We start from the raw sequence: 14,743 nt of genomic DNA, 5'->3' as shown, positions 1-14,743 counted from the left end.
CAGGACCTGGCTCAGGCGTTTCCGTAAGTCTCGAACAGGACACCGGCCAGCGCGTCCTTGGCCGAGGTTCCCGACCAGACGACGAACTGGAACGCCTGAAAATAGCATTCGCAGGCCTCCAGCGCCGACGACAGCAGCACCTCGACCTGCTGGCTCGACGGCTCGACCCCACCGGCGAGCAGCAGCGACTGGCGGAACATGATCGCACCTTCCTGCTCCCAGAGGTCGAAATGGCCGAACAGCATCTGTTCGTTGATCAGGGAAAGCAGACGCATCACTTCGAGAGCGCGCCCCTCCGGCACCTTGATGTCGAAAGCGCAGGCCAGATGCAGCGCCTCGAAATCCTCCATCCAGGAAAATGAGACGTGGTAGTCGGTCCAGCTTCCGGCAACCGAAATCGAAATCTCGTCGTCGCCGGCCCGTTCGAAGGACCAGTCGTTGTTGTGGGCCACCTGCTCGATCACATCCACCGGATGGATTTCACGGGAGAATTCGAGTTCGAGAAGTTCCATGGAATGCTTCCTGTCGTTCCTTCGCATCGGCCCGATGCGAACGTTCAAAGTTCTAGAGCGTACTTCGTGCGTCCAAGCGGACACACGTCGCTCTAGTGAGCGCCACACGCTCAGCGGGGCACACACGACGAACAATCTTGCCTAGAACTCGGACGGCCGGGACTTCGTCAACGCAAAGACCCCAGACCGGACCCCACCGCCCGGCGCATGACCCTGCTCCGAATCATGCAACAAATTCAGTCTATTGATCGGGAGTCGCGTGACCAGCCCAATTTTTCGCGCTGCGTCATTCGCATGTGGAAAGCCGCGGCCACAATGATTCATGCAATGCCGGTAAGCGATTCACGACAAAGCGCTTTTTGCGATTGTGCTTTGTGGAAAAGTTTAACGATTATTTTTTTGTTCTGGGCTTTGCCACGGCCGCAGGCGCGGCCTGCCCGGTCAATTCGGCAAGCTTCGCCTCGAGTGCCTCAATACGCGCAGCGAGACGGGTGTTTTCTTCCCTGGCCTTCACAGCCATGTCGCGGGCGGCCTCGAATTCTTCGCGCTGCACCAGGTCCATCGAGTTGAGAACGCGCTCGGCCTGCCCCTTGAAGGCGGTCTCAACTTCGCGCCGCACCCCTTGCGCGGCACCCGCGGCGTCGGTCATCAGCTTGGCGAATTCATCGAGAATGCGGTTCGGTCCGGTCGACATGGCAAATCCTCGCTTGGTCGATTTGACGTAGTGGCGCGCGACGTGGAATGCAAGAACGTTGAGGCCCGGCGGCATCGGCGTCCCATGCAATTGCTCCGTTGAGCTACTGGTGCGCCGGATCAATAACTATTATTATAGCGGAAGTCCCCTTAGGAGCATTGTCATGGCCATCAGCGCGGATTTGGGCAACCGATTGGAGGATGTCGTAAACCAGCTTGTCAGCACCGGCCGCTACAATTCGAAGAGCGAAGTGCTGCGCGAGGGCGTTCGCCTTGTGGAAGAGAGAGAAAAGCGGCTCGCCGCGCTTGATGCCGCACTCGCCAAAGGTATCAGTGATGCCGACGCGGGGCGGGTGAAGCCTGCCGAAGATGTGTCTGACCGACTGGAGGCCAAATACAAGGCGATGACCGACAGGTGAAGTCATCGGCGACCATATCGCGCTCGACAGCCCGTTTCGCGCTATGACATTCATTCAGGAATTGCGTGGCAGCTGCATGGAGTTGCTGGCAATGTCGGAGCGTAACCCGTTGCTGGAGCGATACCGGCCCTCAGGCATTCGTCGCCGCGTTCATGGCAGTTATCTGATCTTCTATCGCGTCAAGGCCGACACGGTGGAGATATTGCACATCCTCCACGGCGCGATGAATCGCGAGGCCATTTAATTCCCGGAGAATTGACAGAACGGTGCGGGGGAACGGCACCCACGTCGCCTTGACCGCGCCAAAACCCTGCCGCATGGTCCGCGCCCGAACGCGATCGCAACCGGGAGATCCTGTTGAGCGAATACCTTATGCTGCCGCTGGCCGCCCTGCCTTTCCCCAACATCGACCCGGTCATCGTCCAGATCGGTCCGCTGGCGGTGCATTGGTATGGCGTCGGCTACATCGTCGGCATTCTCTTCGCCTGGTGGTATGCCAAGCGGCTCGTCACCAATACAAAACTCTGGCCCGACGGCGCCTTGCCGATGAAGCCCGAGGATCTGGACGACTTCATCGTCTGGGCGGCCATCGGCGTAGTGCTTGGCGGGCGTACCGGCTACGTGCTGTTTTACGACCTGCAGCGCTACATCGCCCACCCGCTCGACATTCTTGCCGTCTGGCAGGGCGGCATGTCGTTCCATGGCGGGCTGCTCGGCGTCATTCTCGCCATGACACTGTTTTCCTGGTCCCGCGGCATCCGCACATGGTCGCTGTTCGACGTGGTGGCGGCCGGCGTGCCGGTGGGGCTCGGCCTCGTCCGCATGGCGAATTTCATCAACTCCGAACTCTGGGGCAGGCCGAGCGACGTGCCATGGGCAGTCGAGTTCCCCAATGGCGGCCCATTTGCGCGCCATCCGAGCCAGGTCTACGAGGCGCTGCTCGAAGGCCTGGTGCTGTTCCTGGTGCTGCGCTTTCTCACCCATTCCAGACTCAGGCTGAAGACGCCGCGTTTCGTCGGCGGCGCCTTCATCGCCGGTTACGGTCTGTCGCGCGTCTTCGTGGAATTCTTCCGCGAGCCCGATCAGCAGCTCGGCTATCTCCTTGGCACCGGCTGGCTGACAATGGGCATGGTGCTGTCGCTGCCGATGCTGCTGGCCGGCATCTGGGCGATGGCGACGGCGACCGCATCGGCCCAAAAACCGGAATCGATTTTGGGAAAGCACGATGCGTGAAATCAAAGCGCAAGGACGTATTTTCCAGATGGATGCACGTCGCCGTCGCCCGGTGACGAAATCGCAGCCGGTATGACCCGGCTGAAAACCCGCATCGTCGAGCTGATCGGTGCGGCCGGGCCGATACCCGTCAACCAATACATGGGGCTTTGCCTGTTCGATCCGCGGAACGGCTACTATACGACGCGCGAGCCGTTCGGGGCAGCCGGCGACTTCGTCACCGCGCCGGAAATCAGCCAGATGTTCGGCGAGCTGGTCGCCGTCTGGCTCTACGAAGCCTGGCTGGCGACCGGCCGGCCGATGCCGGTCACCATCGCCGAAATCGGCCCCGGACGCGGCACGCTGATGAAGGATATGCTGCGGACGCTTTCGCGGCTCGATCCGGCGCTCACCGCCGGCGCATCCTTCGCCATGATCGAGACCAGCCCGCGGCTGGCCGAAGTCCAGAAGCATACGCTGGCCGCCACGCCGGGCAAAGTCGGCTGGCACGAGACCATCGACACGCTGCCGCAGACCCCGCTTTTCATCGTCGGCAACGAATTGTTCGACGCGGTGCCCATCCGACAGTTCGTCCGCGCCGGAACAGGTTGGCGCGAACGAATGATCGGCCTCGACGGCGCGGACGAATTGCGCTTCTTCGCCGGCGCCGGCTCGGTCGATCCGGCGCTGTTGCCGAGCGACGCCGAAAACGCGCCACAGGGCGCGATCGTCGAAGTCGCGCCGGCTCGCACCGCCTTGATGGCGACCATCTCCGAGCGCATATCCAGTCGTGGCGGCGCCGGGCTATTCCCCGACTACGGCTACGTCCGGCCAGGGGTCGGCGACACGTTGCAGGCCCTGCGCAAGCACGAGCACGAAGACGTGCTGGCCAATCCGGGCGAAGCCGATCTCACCGCCCATGTCGATTTCTCCGCCCTTGCCGCGATTGTGCGGGCGCATGGCCTCGATGCGCATCTCTCCACGCAAGGCGAATTCCTGGTGGGAATGGGGCTTCTCGAACGCGCCGGCCAGCTCGGCGCTAATGCCAATGAGGCGACCCGCGAAAAGATTGCGGGCGAGGTCGAACGCCTCGCCGGCCCGCAGGCGATGGGCGACCTCTTCAAGGTGCTCGCCGTCCTGCCTGCCGGCATCGCCGTTCAGCCCTTTGCAACGGCGGATTGACTTTTCGCTTCCGCCTCTCCCACTCTCGCGACTTTCGACCGTCGCCGATCTTGGACCGTCGCAGATCGATCTTTGGAGTGTAGCTTGACGAAATCGCCCACACGGACAACAACGCCGCCATGCTGAATCAGACCAAACCGGATCCCGTTCGGTCGCCCTTGCTGGAAAAGGCGCGGGCGCAAGGCATTCGCCACGGCTATTTCACCCGCGTCGGCGGCGTTTCCGGCGGCATCTACCGGGGACTCAACATCGGCACCGGCTCGAGCGACGACCAGACGCAGGTAGCCGAGAACCGCCGCCGCGTCGCCGACTGGATGGGCGTGCCTTCAAGCCATCTCTTGACCGCCCATCAGATCCATTCGCCCGACGTCGTCATCGCCAGGGAACCTTTTTCCAGCGAGCGGCCGAAGGCCGACGCCATCGTCACCGACCGGCCGGGCATTGCCGTCGGCGCCTCGACCGCCGATTGCGGACCGGTCCTGTTCGCCGATGCCGAGGTTCGCATCATCGGCGCGGCCCATGCCGGCTGGAAGGGCGCCTTGTCGGGCGTGCTGGAAAACACCATCGCGGCGATGGAAGGTCTTGGCGCCCGGCGCGAGCGCATCGTTGCGGTTCTGGGTCCTTCCATCGGCCCCGAAAACTACGAAGTCGGGCCGGAATTCGTCGCCCGCTTCGTCGAGGCCGACGCCGACAACATCCGCTATTTCGCGCCTGCCGCGAAGTCGGGACATGCAATGTTCGACCTCAACCTCTATACGGTCGATCGACTGACCCGGGCGGGCGTGACCGCCGACAGGCTCGGCCGCTGCACCTACGCCGAGGAGGATCTGTTCTATTCCTACCGGCGCACCGTGCATCGCAAGGAGCCGGATTACGGACGGCAGATTTCGGCAATCGTTTTGGAGACGGAATAATGGCGCTGCATTTCGAACGGTCGGAATTTGACGCGCGGCGCGATCGGCTGATGATCGAGATCGCCGAGAAGAAGCTCGATGCCGTCCTGCTGTTTGCGCAGGAGAGCATGTACTGGCTGACCGGCTACGATACGTTCGGCTTCTGCTTCTTCCAGTGCCTGGTGGTGAAGGCAGACGGATCGATGATCCTGCTCACGCGCTCGGCCGATCTGCGCCAGGCGCGCCAAACCTCGATCATCGACAACATCGTGCTGTGGACCGATCGCGACGGCGCCAATCCGGCGATCGACCTGCGCAATTTGCTCAACGACCTCGACCTGCTCGGCGCCCGCATCGGCGTCGAATACGACACCCACGGCCTGACCGCCTACAATGGCCGGCGCCTGGACGAGCAATTGCAGACCTTTGGCCAGATCGCCGACGCTTCCGGCATCATCAACCGGCTGCGCCTGTTCAAGAGCCCGGCCGAGATCGCCAAGGCGGAAAAGGCCGCAAATCTCGCCGACGACGCGCTGGACGCAGCCCTTCCCCTGATCAAGCAGGGTGGCGACGAAGCCTTGATCCTTGCCGCCATGCAGGGCGCGATCTTTGCCGGCGGCGGCGACTATCCGGCCAACGAGTTCATCATCGGCTCAGGAGCGGACGCACTGCTTTGCCGTTACAAGGCCGGGCGCCGCAAGCTGACCAAGAACGATCAGCTGACGCTCGAATGGGCTGGCGTCTTCCATCACTACCACGCGGCGATGATGCGCACGGTGCTGACCGGCAAGGTGTCGAAGCGACACCAGGAACTGTTCGATGCCGCGCGCGCCGCACTTCTGGCCGTCGAAAAGGCGATGACGCCCGGAAATACCTTCGGCGACGTGTTCGACGCGCATGCCCGCACGCTCGAGGCCCACAATCTGACCAAGCACCGGCTCAATGCCTGCGGCTATTCGCTCGGCGCCCGCTTCACCCCGTCATGGATGGACATGCCGATGTTCTATCAGGGCAATCCCGAACCCATCGCGCCAAACATGACGCTGTTCGCCCACATGATCATCATGGACTCCGAAACCGAGACCGCGATGACGCTTGGCCGCACCTATCTGACGACCGAGTCGCAGCCAAAGCCGCTGTCCCGCCATGATCTCGACTTGATCGTGCGATGAATCCATAATGGCAAGAATGCAAGGGGCGTTCACGCCAGGGAGTTTTGAGGCAATGAGGCGATCGCATGTGACGACCGTGTCACTGCTCGCGGCGCTGACGCTGGCCGCCTGCACCAGTGCGAAGGACGTTCTCGAACCCTCGGCCATCGCTGCGCAGTCGACGCAGGCCGTGCCCACGGCCGGGACCGGCACGACCGCAACGGCTACCCCAACGACCGCCCCGCCTTCCGCAACGGCACAGCCTTCCGCGACGGCACAACCTTCGGCCCCAGCGCAGCCCGCAACCACGCCCGCAACGAGCGCCGCCGTCATCGCACGAACCCGCCTGCAGGTGGCGCCGATCGTCGGCGCTTCGGTGGAAGCGGCGACACCGCTGACCGCGGAGCTTCAGACGCGGGCCAAGCAGCGCGGCATCACCTTGGCCGGCAGCGCCGGCCAGACCCCCACGCACGTGCTGAAAGGCTATTTCTCGACGATGTCGGAAGGCAAGGACACCACCGTCATCTATGTCTGGGACGTCTATGACCCGGCAGGCAATCGGCTGCATCGCATCAACGGCCAGCAGAAGGCGCCCTCGGCCAATGGTGGCGAAGGCTGGGCTGCGGTCGCCCCGGAGACCATGCAGACGATCGCCGACCAGACGATCGACCAGTTCGCCACATGGCTTGGCGGTCAAGCGGGCTGACTGGCGGGCTGGCATGTTGCCGGCTGCCCTCGCCGAAAACGTTTATTGAGATTAGCCGGCGGATTCCCGATCACGACGCTTGCAATACCGGCACGGGCCGCTAAAAGCCCGACTGAGAGGCTCAAGAGAGTCTGTCAGAGTCTCCATACTTCACCAGGAACGGTGCATGAAGCTCTTCGCGGGCAATTCCAACAGGGTGCTGGCCGAAGCGGTCGCCCGCTATCTCAACATCCCGCTGGGCAAAGCCAGCGTCAGGCGCTTCGCCGATCAGGAAATCTTCGTCGAGATCCAGGAAAATGTGCGTGGCGAGGATGTCTTCATCCTCCAGTCCACATCGTTCCCGACCAACGATCACCTGATGGAACTGCTCATCATGATCGATGCCTTCATGCGCTCGTCGGCCAAGCGCATCACGGCGGTCATTCCCTATTTCGGCTATGCCAGGCAGGACCGCCGCGCCTCGGGCCGCACGCCGATCTCGGCCAAGCTGGTCGCCAACATGATCACGCGGGCGGGTGTCGACCGCGTGTTGACGCTGGATCTCCACGCCGGCCAGATCCAGGGTTTTTTCGACATCCCGACCGACAATTTGTTTTCCGTGCCGGTCATGGCCCGCGACGTGAAGGCGAAATACAAGCAGCTTGCCAATGTCGTGGTCGTGTCGCCGGATGTCGGCGGCGTGGTCCGCGCCCGCGCGCTCGCCAAGCGCATCGATGCCCAGTTGGCGATCGTCGACAAGCGTCGCGAGCGCCCCGGTGAATCGGAAGTCATGAACATCATCGGCGACGTGCGCGGCAAGGATTGCCTGTTGATCGACGATATCGTCGATTCGGGCGGCACCTTGTGCAATGCGGCCGATGCGCTGCTAGCCGGCGGCGCCACCAGCGTCACCGCCTACATTACCCACGGCGTTTTGTCCGGCGGCGCCATCGCCCGCATCAACGGCTCGAAGTTGCAGGAACTGGTCATCACCGATTCCATCCAGCCGACGCAAGGCGTGCTCGACGCCAGCAACATCCGCGTCATCTCCATCGCCGACCTGATGGGCGAGGCGATCTCGCGCACCGCGACCGAGGAATCGGTGTCGAGCCTGTTCGACTGAAATCTGCCTCCGCTACAGCGCCGCGCCTCCAGCGGACGCGCAAAGGGCGCTGTGGTGCTTTGATTTTGTGCATGATCCTTTCCGAACCGAAGGTTCGGGGCTACCCCGACGCCCTGACGCTGTCCCTTGACCCGCGCATATAGCCGCGCGGCGAGGTTCCCAACATGCGCCTGAACATGGTGGTGAAGGCCGGCACGCTGTCATAGCCGAGGTCGAGCGCCACCCTTGTGATCGGCTCGCCATCCGCCAGCCTCGGCAAGGCCGCGAACAGGCAGGCCTGCTGGCGCCATGTCGACAGCGACAATCCGGTCTGGCGATGAAAGGCGCGGGTGAAGGAACGGCGGCTCATGCCGACGATATCGGCCCATTCGTCGATGGTTGCATGCGGCGAGGGCGCCGCTACGAAGCGCCGGCAAAGTGCCGCCAGCCTGGCGTCGGACGGGAAAGGCAGGCCGAGCGGCTGCTCGGGCAGGTTCGGTATCTCGTGCAGCAAAAGGCCGAGCACCAGGCCCGTCCGCCCGGTCGGCCGCGGTTCGGCCGGCAGCGTCACCGCCTCGATGATCAGGCTGCGCATCAGGTCCGTCATCCCAACCACGCGCAGCCTTGTGGGCAGGCCCTCTATCGCATCGGGCGTGACATAGACCGAGCGCATGCTGACATTGCCCAGCATTTCGACGGAATGTTCAATGCCCGCCGGTATCCACATCGCATGGTCGGGCGGCACCATCCAGCGGCCTTGCTGCGTCGTCACCAGCACCACGCCGCGCAGCGCGTGCAGCAATTGGCTGCGGCTGTGATGATGATGGGGCACGTTGTAGCCGTCCGGATATTCCGACGGCAGCGCCACGATCGGACCGCTGGTTCCCTCCAGCCAGGCCAGCCGCTCGCGGTGCAGCCGGCCGAGATCGCCGGGCGGCGCCTCTAGATACGATATCAGTTCTGCCATGGTAGTGGCCCACTCGCGAAACTATTGGACCAAACCACGAAAGAAGTCGCTGCGCAACGGGATTATAAGCGCTCCCGCGGCATCGCCTGCCGAAAAGACCACGGAGCCTGCCTTGACCGATACCACAGCGACAACGCCCGCCGCGCCAGCCAGCCACGCTTCGGCGCAGGCGACCGCCTTCACCGTCATTTTGGCGGTGAGCTTCTGCCATTGTGTCAACGACATCATGCAGTCGCTGCTGTCGGCCATCTATCCGCTGCTGAAGGACAATTACGGTCTCGATTTCTGGCAGATCGGCCTTTTGACCTTCACCTTCCAGGTCACGGCGTCATTGCTGCAGCCGCTGATCGGCATGGTCACCGACAAGCGGCCGATGCCCTATTCGTTGCCTTACGGCATGGCCGCCTCGTTGATCGGCCTGATCGTCCTGGCCTATGCCGGACACTATTGGTTGCTGCTGATCGGCGCCTCGCTGATCGGCATCGGCTCGGCGATCTTCCATCCGGAATCCTCGCGCATCGCCCGCTTTGCTTCGGGCGGCAGGTTCGGCCTGGCGCAATCGCTGTTCCAGGTCGGCGGCAATCTCGGCCAGGCCATCGGGCCGCTGCTGGCTGCCTTCATCGTCGTGCCGTTCGGCCAAGCCAGCATTGCGTGGTTCGCCGTAGGATCGCTGATCGGCATCATCGTGCTGTGGCGGGTCGGCGGCTGGTACAGCCGCCTGCGCGCCTCGCTCGCCGACCGCAAGGCGGCGGGTTTCGTCTCGCCCTTCCCGCGCCGCAGGGTGATGGGCGCGCTGGCGGTACTGACCTTGCTGGTGCTGACCAAGAACGCCTACATCGCCAGCCTCGCCAGCTACTACACCTTCTACGCCATCGATAAATTCGGCGTATCGGTGCAGGTGTCGCAGGTCATGCTGTTCCTGTTCCTTGGCGCCTCTGCGCTGGGCATCCTGCTCGGCGGTCCGTTCGGCGACCGCTACGGGCAGAAGGCGATGATCTGGTTCTCGATCGTCGGCGTGCTGCCCTTCACGCTGGCCCTGCCCTACGCCAACCTGGAATGGACGATGATCCTGACGGTGCTGATCGGCCTGATCCTGTCCTCGGCCTTCTCCAACATCGTCGTCTTCGCGCAGGAACTGGTGCCCGGCCGCGTCGGCATGATCGCCGGCATCTTCTTCGGCTTCGCCTTCGGCGTGGGCGGCATCGCCGCCGCCGTGCTCGGCGTCGTCGCCGATTTGAAAGGCATCGACTTCGTCTTTCAGATCTGCTCGTATTTACCGCTGCTCGGCCTACTGACGGTGTTCCTGCCGAACATGAAGGAAGCGCGCAGGGAAGCCGGCGCGGTGAGCAGGTGAACGCGACCTAGGCTGCGACATAGGAAAAGCACCCGCCTCAGGCGAATGCTTTCTATTCAATTCCGAAAATACTCTAGGCCTTGAAGAAGGCCAGAAGGTCGGCATTGATGACATCGGCATGGGTCGTCGCCATGCCATGCGGGAAGCCCTTGTAGATCTTGAGCTCGCCCTTCCTGAGCAGCTTGACCGACAGCAGCGCCGAATCGGCGATGGGAACGATCTGATCGTCATCGCCATGCATGACCAGCACCGGCACGTCGATTGCTTTCAGGTCGTCGGTGAAGTCGGTTTCCGAGAACGCCTTGATGCAATCATAATGCGCCTTGGTGCCGCCCATCATGCCCTGGCGCCACCAATTGTCGACCACCGCTTGCGAGACTTCGGCGCCCGGACGGTTGAAGCCGTAGAACGGACCGGCTGGAACATCGCGGAAGAACTGGGCGCGGTTGGCGGCCTGGGCGGAGCGGAAACCGTCGAAGACCTCGATCGGCAGGCCGCCGGGATTGGCTGGCGTCTTCAACATGATCGGCGGCACCGCGCCGATCAGCACCGCTTTGGCGACACGGCCGCCGGAACCATACTTCGCGACGTAGCGGGCCACTTCGCCACCGCCGGTCGAATGCCCGACATGGATGGCGTCCCTGAGGTCGAGATGCGCCACAAGTTCCGCGACATCGGCGGCATAGGTGTCCATCTCGTTGCCAGTATCGGTCTGTGTCGAGCGGCCGTGGCCGCGGCGATCATGGGCAATGACGCGGTAGCCCTTCGACAGGAAGAACAGCATCTGGGCATCCCAGTCATCGCTGCTCAGCGGCCAGCCGTGATGGAAGACGACAGGCTGGCCTGTTCCCCAATCCTTGTAGAAGATCTCGGTTCCGTCCTTGGTGATGATCGTGCTGCTGCCGGGCTTGGTCATTTCAATCTCCATCGATTTTTTTCGCGATAATCAATATCGCGATAACAATGTGACTAGCGCAGAACGGTACCTTTGTCCACAAAAATATATATCGCGATATCATTTTTCGTGGTACATATCGGAATGCTCAGTCGGCAAAGGAATGCATCGTGCCTCTCCCGTTGGACAATCAGCTCTGTTTCACGCTCTACGCCACCAGCATGGCGATCAACCGCACCTACAAGCCGATGCTGGACGAGATGGGGATCACCTATCCGCAATATCTCGTGCTGAACGCACTTGCCGAGGCCGACGGTATGTCGGTCGGCACGATTGCGCACAGGCTCGCTCTGGAATCGAGCACCATCACGCCACTGGTGAAGCGCATGGAACAGGCAGGGCTCGTTACCCGCCAGCGCAGCCAGACCGACGAGCGCCAGGTGCAGGTCGACCTGACCGCCGCCGGTCGCGCGCTGTTGGTCCGGTGCAACTGCCTTAACGAAACCCTGATCGAGCGCTCAGGCGTGACACTGTCTCAGCTTGATGCCCTGAACCGCCAAATCCAGGCGCTGCGCGATGCGCTGAACGGGAAGCAGGAATACCGACGTTAAATATTGCGGAGTAACAGGGGAAAGCAAAGTGAACCTGCGTCGCCAATTTTCTCGGCGATCACCATCGTCTTCAAGCGCCTTCGCCCCACGGCTTGCACCCCGCCGCACCTTCCGCTATAGAGCCGCCACCCGCGTAGACACCCTTGGAGGCAACGCGGCGGAAGGCTGTCCGGCCTGCGTGATCCCAAAAAGATTTTGGACCAGATCATGCATAGCCATGACGGCTTTCGACGTTTACGGCTCAGGCACCTCGCCGGCCGCGAACGCTCCAGAACAACGCGAAAGGAAATGCCATGAGCCAAGCTTCTTACGAGCTCAAGGCCGAAGCGCGCGAACAGGTCGGTAAGGGGTCCGCCCGTGCAGTTCGCCGTAACGGTAAAGTGCCTGCAGTAATCTACGGTGACAAGCAGCCTCCCCTGGCGATTGCCCTCACCTACAAGGACATCTACTACAAGATCCATGGCGGCGGGTTCCTGACCACGATCGCCACGATCGATGTCGACGGCAAGAAGATCCAGGTCCTGCCCAAGGACTTCCAGCTCGATCCGGTCAAGGATTTCCCGGTCCATGTCGATTTCCTGCGCATCGGCAAGGACACCGAAGTCAATGTCGACGTGCCGGTCCACTTCGTCAACGAGGACAAGTCGCCCGGCATCAAGCGCGGCGGCGTGCTCAACATCGTGCGTCACGAGGTCGAATTCCACTGCCCGGCCAATGCGATCCCGGAATTCATCACCGTCGATCTCACAGGCACCGATATCGGCGATTCGATCCACATCTCGGCGATCAAGCTGCCGGCCGGCGTCAAGCCGGTGATCTCCGACCGCGACTTCACCATCGCGACCATTGCCGGCTCCTCGGCGATGAAGCCGGAGACGGAAGAGGCGGTCGAAGCGGCTGAACCCGAAGCGGCTCCTGCCGACGAAGAAGAGAAGTAATCCCTTTCCGCCCGGAGGTGACGATGCTGCTGTTTGCAGGCCTCGGCAATCCGGGCGCGAAATACGCCAACAACCGGCACAATGTCGGCTTCATGGCGGCGGACGCGATCGCCCGCCGCCATTCCTTTTCGCCCTGGTCAAAGAAGTTCCAGGGCCTGATCGCCGAAGGCACGCTTGGCGGCGAAAAGATCGTCCTGATCAAGCCGCAGACCTTCATGAACAATTCCGGCCAGTCGGTCGGCGAAGCGCTGCGCTTCTACAAGCTCACCCCCTCGGCGCTCACCGTCTTCTATGACGAGATCGACCTCGCGGACGGTAAGGTCCGCGTGAAGACCGGCGGCGGCGCAGGCGGCCACAACGGCATCCGCTCGATCGACGGCCATGTCGGCAACGCTTACCGCCGCGTGCGCATCGGTGTCGGCCACCCCGGCGTCAAGGAATTCGTCCACCATCATGTGCTTGGCGATTTCGCCAAAGTCGACCGCGAATGGCTGGAGCCGCTGATCGACGCCATCGGTGCTCATGCGGAAATGATCGTCAAGGGCGACGAATCCGGCTTCATGAACAAGCTCAGCCTCGCCGTTCAGGGCAAGACCGGCGCCGCGCCCGAGCCGGAAAAGCCAGCCCCGAAACAGCAAACCCCAAAACAGCAGAGCCATATCCGTCAGGCGCGGCCGCAGCAGCCGGCAATCAAGCCGCCTGAAATCGGCCCGATGGCCGCCATGCTGAAGAAGCTGTTCGGCGGCAAGGATTGAGCCTCGCCACCGATCGCGGCTGGAGGGCTTGACGATCGTCGGCGCTTTCGCCCATAGCCCTCATCAAATTTCGATTTCCCGATAGGACCGGACAAAAATGGGTTTCAAATGCGGCATCGTTGGCTTGCCCAATGTCGGCAAGTCGACGCTTTTCAACGCGCTGACCAGGACGGCGGCGGCGCAGGCCGCCAACTATCCGTTCTGCACCATCGAACCGAACACCGGCGAGGTGGCGGTGCCCGACCCGCGCCTGCAGAAGATCGCGGCGATCGGCAAGTCGAAGGAGATCATCCCGACCCGCATCTCCTTCGTCGATATCGCCGGCCTCGTGCGCGGCGCCTCGAAGGGTGAAGGGCTGGGCAACCAGTTCCTGGCCAATATCCGCGAGGTCGACGCCATCGTCCATGTGCTGCGCTGCTTCGAGGATGACGACATCACCCATGTCGAGGATCGCATCGATCCCGTCGCCGACGCCGAGACCGTCGAGACCGAGCTGATGCTCGCCGACCTCGACAGCCTCGAGCGCCGCATCGTGCAATTCCGCAAGCGCGCTTCCGGCAAGGACAAGGAGGCGATGACCGTGCTTCCCATGATGGAGGCCGCTCTCGAGCTCCTGCAGGCCGGCAAGCCCGCCCGCATCCTGCTCAATGGCATCTCCGCGGAGGATCTGCGCATCCTGCAGGGGCTGAACCTGCTGACGTCGCACCCCGTGCTCTATGTCTGCAATGTGGCCGAGGCCGACGCCGCAACCGGCAACGCGCACACCAAGGCGGTCGAACAGATGGCTGCCGCGCAAGGCGCCCGCACCGTGGTGATTTCCGCGGCGATCGAAGCCGAGGTAGCGCAGCTGAGCGACGATGAGGAAATGGAATTCCTCGCAACGCTGGGCCTCGAGGAACCTGGCCTGAACAAGGTGATCCGCGCCGGCTACGAGCTGCTGCAGCTCATCACCTATTTCACCGTCGGGCCGAAGGAGACACGCGCCTGGACCGTGCACAAGGGCGCCAAGGCGCCGCAGGCGGCGGGCGTCATCCACACCGATTTCGAGCGCGGCTTCATCCGCGCCCAGACCATCGCTTACAACGACTTCATCACGCTGGGCGGCGAAGTGGCGGCCAAGGAAGCCGGCAAGGCGCGCGACGAAGGCAAGGAATATGTCGTCCAGGACGGCGACATCATGCTGTTCAAGTTCAACACTTGAGCCGACCGACGGCGCGCCGGCCGCCATCATGGCCGCCGGAGAGAGCACAGCCTCGTACGCGCCGCACAGGTCCTCCCGCGCGGCTTGACTGCCCGCAACGCCCGGTCTAAGGGGCGTCTGCAACCGGCTCGGGCTTTCGTCGAAAGCCGTCCCGTGCAATCCGAAACGACGCA

At 62.8% G+C, this 14,743-nt stretch carries 17 protein-coding genes; 13 read left to right on the top strand and 4 right to left on the bottom strand.

What is annotated here, in order from left to right:
• Positions 1-11: 11 nt before the first annotated feature.
• Both AC0NID_RS12975 and AC0NID_RS12970 read right to left on the bottom strand, forming a co-directional pair.
• Complete coding sequence (locus AC0NID_RS12975) at positions 12-512, bottom strand: type III secretion system chaperone family protein (RefSeq protein WP_126034371.1); 501 nt, start codon at positions 510-512, stop codon at positions 12-14.
• 391 nt (positions 513-903) lie between these two features.
• The gene (locus AC0NID_RS12970) at positions 904-1,206 is read right to left on the bottom strand and encodes an accessory factor UbiK family protein (RefSeq protein WP_473456046.1); all 303 of its coding nucleotides are present in this window, start codon (positions 1,204-1,206) and stop codon (positions 904-906) included.
• A 163-nt stretch (positions 1,207-1,369) separates the two neighbouring features.
• Here AC0NID_RS12970 and AC0NID_RS12965 point away from each other — a divergent pair, with 163 nt between their 5' ends.
• From AC0NID_RS12965 to AC0NID_RS12930, 8 genes are all read left to right on the top strand, one after another.
• Positions 1,370-1,624 carry a type II toxin-antitoxin system ParD family antitoxin gene (locus AC0NID_RS12965; protein WP_473455953.1) on the top strand — a complete coding sequence of 85 codons (255 nt, stop codon included), beginning with the start codon at positions 1,370-1,372 and terminating at the stop codon, positions 1,622-1,624.
• Between the two features lie 43 nt (positions 1,625-1,667).
• Positions 1,668-1,868 carry a type II toxin-antitoxin system RelE/ParE family toxin gene (locus AC0NID_RS12960; protein WP_474033440.1) on the top strand — a complete coding sequence of 67 codons (201 nt, stop codon included), beginning with the start codon at positions 1,668-1,670 and terminating at the stop codon, positions 1,866-1,868.
• Positions 1,869-1,981: 113 nt separating this feature from the next.
• Positions 1,982-2,857: a prolipoprotein diacylglyceryl transferase gene (gene lgt, locus AC0NID_RS12955; RefSeq protein ID WP_473455954.1), complete on the top strand. Its 876-nt coding sequence runs from the start codon at positions 1,982-1,984 to the stop codon at positions 2,855-2,857.
• 72 nt (positions 2,858-2,929) lie between these two features.
• Positions 2,930-4,018, top strand: coding sequence for a class I SAM-dependent methyltransferase (locus AC0NID_RS12950; protein WP_473455955.1), 1,089 nt, complete (start codon positions 2,930-2,932; stop codon positions 4,016-4,018).
• Positions 4,019-4,137: 119 nt separating this feature from the next.
• Positions 4,138-4,932 carry a peptidoglycan editing factor PgeF gene (pgeF, locus tag AC0NID_RS12945; protein ID WP_473455956.1) on the top strand — a complete coding sequence of 265 codons (795 nt, stop codon included), beginning with the start codon at positions 4,138-4,140 and terminating at the stop codon, positions 4,930-4,932.
• Entirely contained in the window at positions 4,932-6,083 is a 1,152-nt protein-coding gene (locus AC0NID_RS12940; RefSeq protein WP_473455958.1) for a M24 family metallopeptidase, read from the top strand. The genes pgeF and AC0NID_RS12940 overlap by 1 nt, the downstream gene beginning before the upstream one ends.
• A 52-nt stretch (positions 6,084-6,135) precedes the next feature.
• The gene (locus AC0NID_RS12935; protein WP_473455959.1) at positions 6,136-6,768 is read left to right on the top strand and encodes a hypothetical protein; all 633 of its coding nucleotides are present in this window, start codon (positions 6,136-6,138) and stop codon (positions 6,766-6,768) included.
• A gap of 166 nt (positions 6,769-6,934) precedes the next feature.
• Positions 6,935-7,870: a ribose-phosphate pyrophosphokinase gene (locus tag AC0NID_RS12930; RefSeq protein WP_473455960.1), complete on the top strand. Its 936-nt coding sequence runs from the start codon at positions 6,935-6,937 to the stop codon at positions 7,868-7,870.
• A gap of 100 nt (positions 7,871-7,970) precedes the next feature.
• Here the strand turns inward: AC0NID_RS12930 and AC0NID_RS12925 are convergent, their stop codons facing one another.
• Positions 7,971-8,816: an AraC family transcriptional regulator gene (locus tag AC0NID_RS12925; protein WP_473455961.1), complete on the bottom strand. Its 846-nt coding sequence runs from the start codon at positions 8,814-8,816 to the stop codon at positions 7,971-7,973.
• A 112-nt stretch (positions 8,817-8,928) separates the two neighbouring features.
• On the opposite strand from AC0NID_RS12925, the gene AC0NID_RS12920 reads away from it, so the two are divergent.
• Entirely contained in the window at positions 8,929-10,170 is a 1,242-nt protein-coding gene (locus AC0NID_RS12920) for an MFS transporter (RefSeq protein WP_473455962.1), read from the top strand.
• 73 nt (positions 10,171-10,243) lie between these two features.
• Here AC0NID_RS12920 and AC0NID_RS12915 read toward each other — a convergent pair whose 3' ends face one another.
• On the bottom strand, positions 10,244-11,086 hold the full coding sequence (locus AC0NID_RS12915; protein ID WP_473455963.1) for an alpha/beta fold hydrolase: 843 nt from the start codon (positions 11,084-11,086) through the stop codon (positions 10,244-10,246).
• A 149-nt stretch (positions 11,087-11,235) separates the two neighbouring features.
• On the opposite strand from AC0NID_RS12915, the gene AC0NID_RS12910 reads away from it, so the two are divergent.
• The 4 genes from AC0NID_RS12910 to ychF all read left to right on the top strand — a co-directional run bounded on the left by AC0NID_RS12910 (position 11,236) and on the right by ychF (position 14,570).
• On the top strand, positions 11,236-11,676 hold the full coding sequence (locus AC0NID_RS12910) for a MarR family winged helix-turn-helix transcriptional regulator (protein ID WP_473455964.1): 441 nt from the start codon (positions 11,236-11,238) through the stop codon (positions 11,674-11,676).
• Positions 11,677-11,969: 293 nt separating this feature from the next.
• Complete coding sequence (locus AC0NID_RS12905) at positions 11,970-12,614, top strand: 50S ribosomal protein L25/general stress protein Ctc (RefSeq protein ID WP_145714726.1); 645 nt, start codon at positions 11,970-11,972, stop codon at positions 12,612-12,614.
• 23 nt (positions 12,615-12,637) lie between these two features.
• Positions 12,638-13,369 carry an aminoacyl-tRNA hydrolase gene (gene pth / locus AC0NID_RS12900; protein WP_473455965.1) on the top strand — a complete coding sequence of 244 codons (732 nt, stop codon included), beginning with the start codon at positions 12,638-12,640 and terminating at the stop codon, positions 13,367-13,369.
• Between the two features lie 97 nt (positions 13,370-13,466).
• Positions 13,467-14,570, top strand: coding sequence for a redox-regulated ATPase YchF (gene ychF / locus AC0NID_RS12895; RefSeq protein ID WP_473455966.1), 1,104 nt, complete (start codon positions 13,467-13,469; stop codon positions 14,568-14,570).
• Positions 14,571-14,743 lie beyond the last annotated feature (173 nt).

The organism is Mesorhizobium sp. WSM4821 (assembly GCF_055901555.1).
The sequence above is the reverse complement of the archived record's forward strand: the minus strand, read 5'-3'. Positions and strand labels throughout refer to the sequence as shown.

What these genes read in the sequence shown, in the direction of transcription:
- pgeF (WP_473455956.1), top strand. Translation starts at nt 4,138, where the DNA reads ATGCTGAATCAGACCAAACCGGATCCCGTTCGGTCGCCCTTGCTGGAA.
- AC0NID_RS12940 (WP_473455958.1), top strand. Translation starts at nt 4,932, where the DNA reads ATGGCGCTGCATTTCGAACGGTCGGAATTTGACGCGCGGCGCGATCGG.
- AC0NID_RS12965 (WP_473455953.1), top strand. Translation starts at nt 1,370, where the DNA reads ATGGCCATCAGCGCGGATTTGGGCAACCGATTGGAGGATGTCGTAAAC.
- ychF (WP_473455966.1), top strand. Translation starts at nt 13,467, where the DNA reads ATGGGTTTCAAATGCGGCATCGTTGGCTTGCCCAATGTCGGCAAGTCG.
- AC0NID_RS12925 (WP_473455961.1), bottom strand. Translation starts at nt 8,816, where the DNA reads ATGGCAGAACTGATATCGTATCTAGAGGCGCCGCCCGGCGATCTCGGC.
- AC0NID_RS12970 (WP_473456046.1), bottom strand. Translation starts at nt 1,206, where the DNA reads ATGTCGACCGGACCGAACCGCATTCTCGATGAATTCGCCAAGCTGATG.
- AC0NID_RS12915 (WP_473455963.1), bottom strand. Translation starts at nt 11,086, where the DNA reads ATGACCAAGCCCGGCAGCAGCACGATCATCACCAAGGACGGAACCGAG.
- AC0NID_RS12930 (WP_473455960.1), top strand. Translation starts at nt 6,935, where the DNA reads ATGAAGCTCTTCGCGGGCAATTCCAACAGGGTGCTGGCCGAAGCGGTC.
- AC0NID_RS12935 (WP_473455959.1), top strand. Translation starts at nt 6,136, where the DNA reads ATGAGGCGATCGCATGTGACGACCGTGTCACTGCTCGCGGCGCTGACG.
- AC0NID_RS12975 (WP_126034371.1), bottom strand. Translation starts at nt 512, where the DNA reads ATGGAACTTCTCGAACTCGAATTCTCCCGTGAAATCCATCCGGTGGAT.
- pth (WP_473455965.1), top strand. Translation starts at nt 12,638, where the DNA reads ATGCTGCTGTTTGCAGGCCTCGGCAATCCGGGCGCGAAATACGCCAAC.
- AC0NID_RS12960 (WP_474033440.1), top strand. Translation starts at nt 1,668, where the DNA reads ATGACATTCATTCAGGAATTGCGTGGCAGCTGCATGGAGTTGCTGGCA.
- AC0NID_RS12905 (WP_145714726.1), top strand. Translation starts at nt 11,970, where the DNA reads ATGAGCCAAGCTTCTTACGAGCTCAAGGCCGAAGCGCGCGAACAGGTC.
- AC0NID_RS12950 (WP_473455955.1), top strand. Translation starts at nt 2,930, where the DNA reads ATGACCCGGCTGAAAACCCGCATCGTCGAGCTGATCGGTGCGGCCGGG.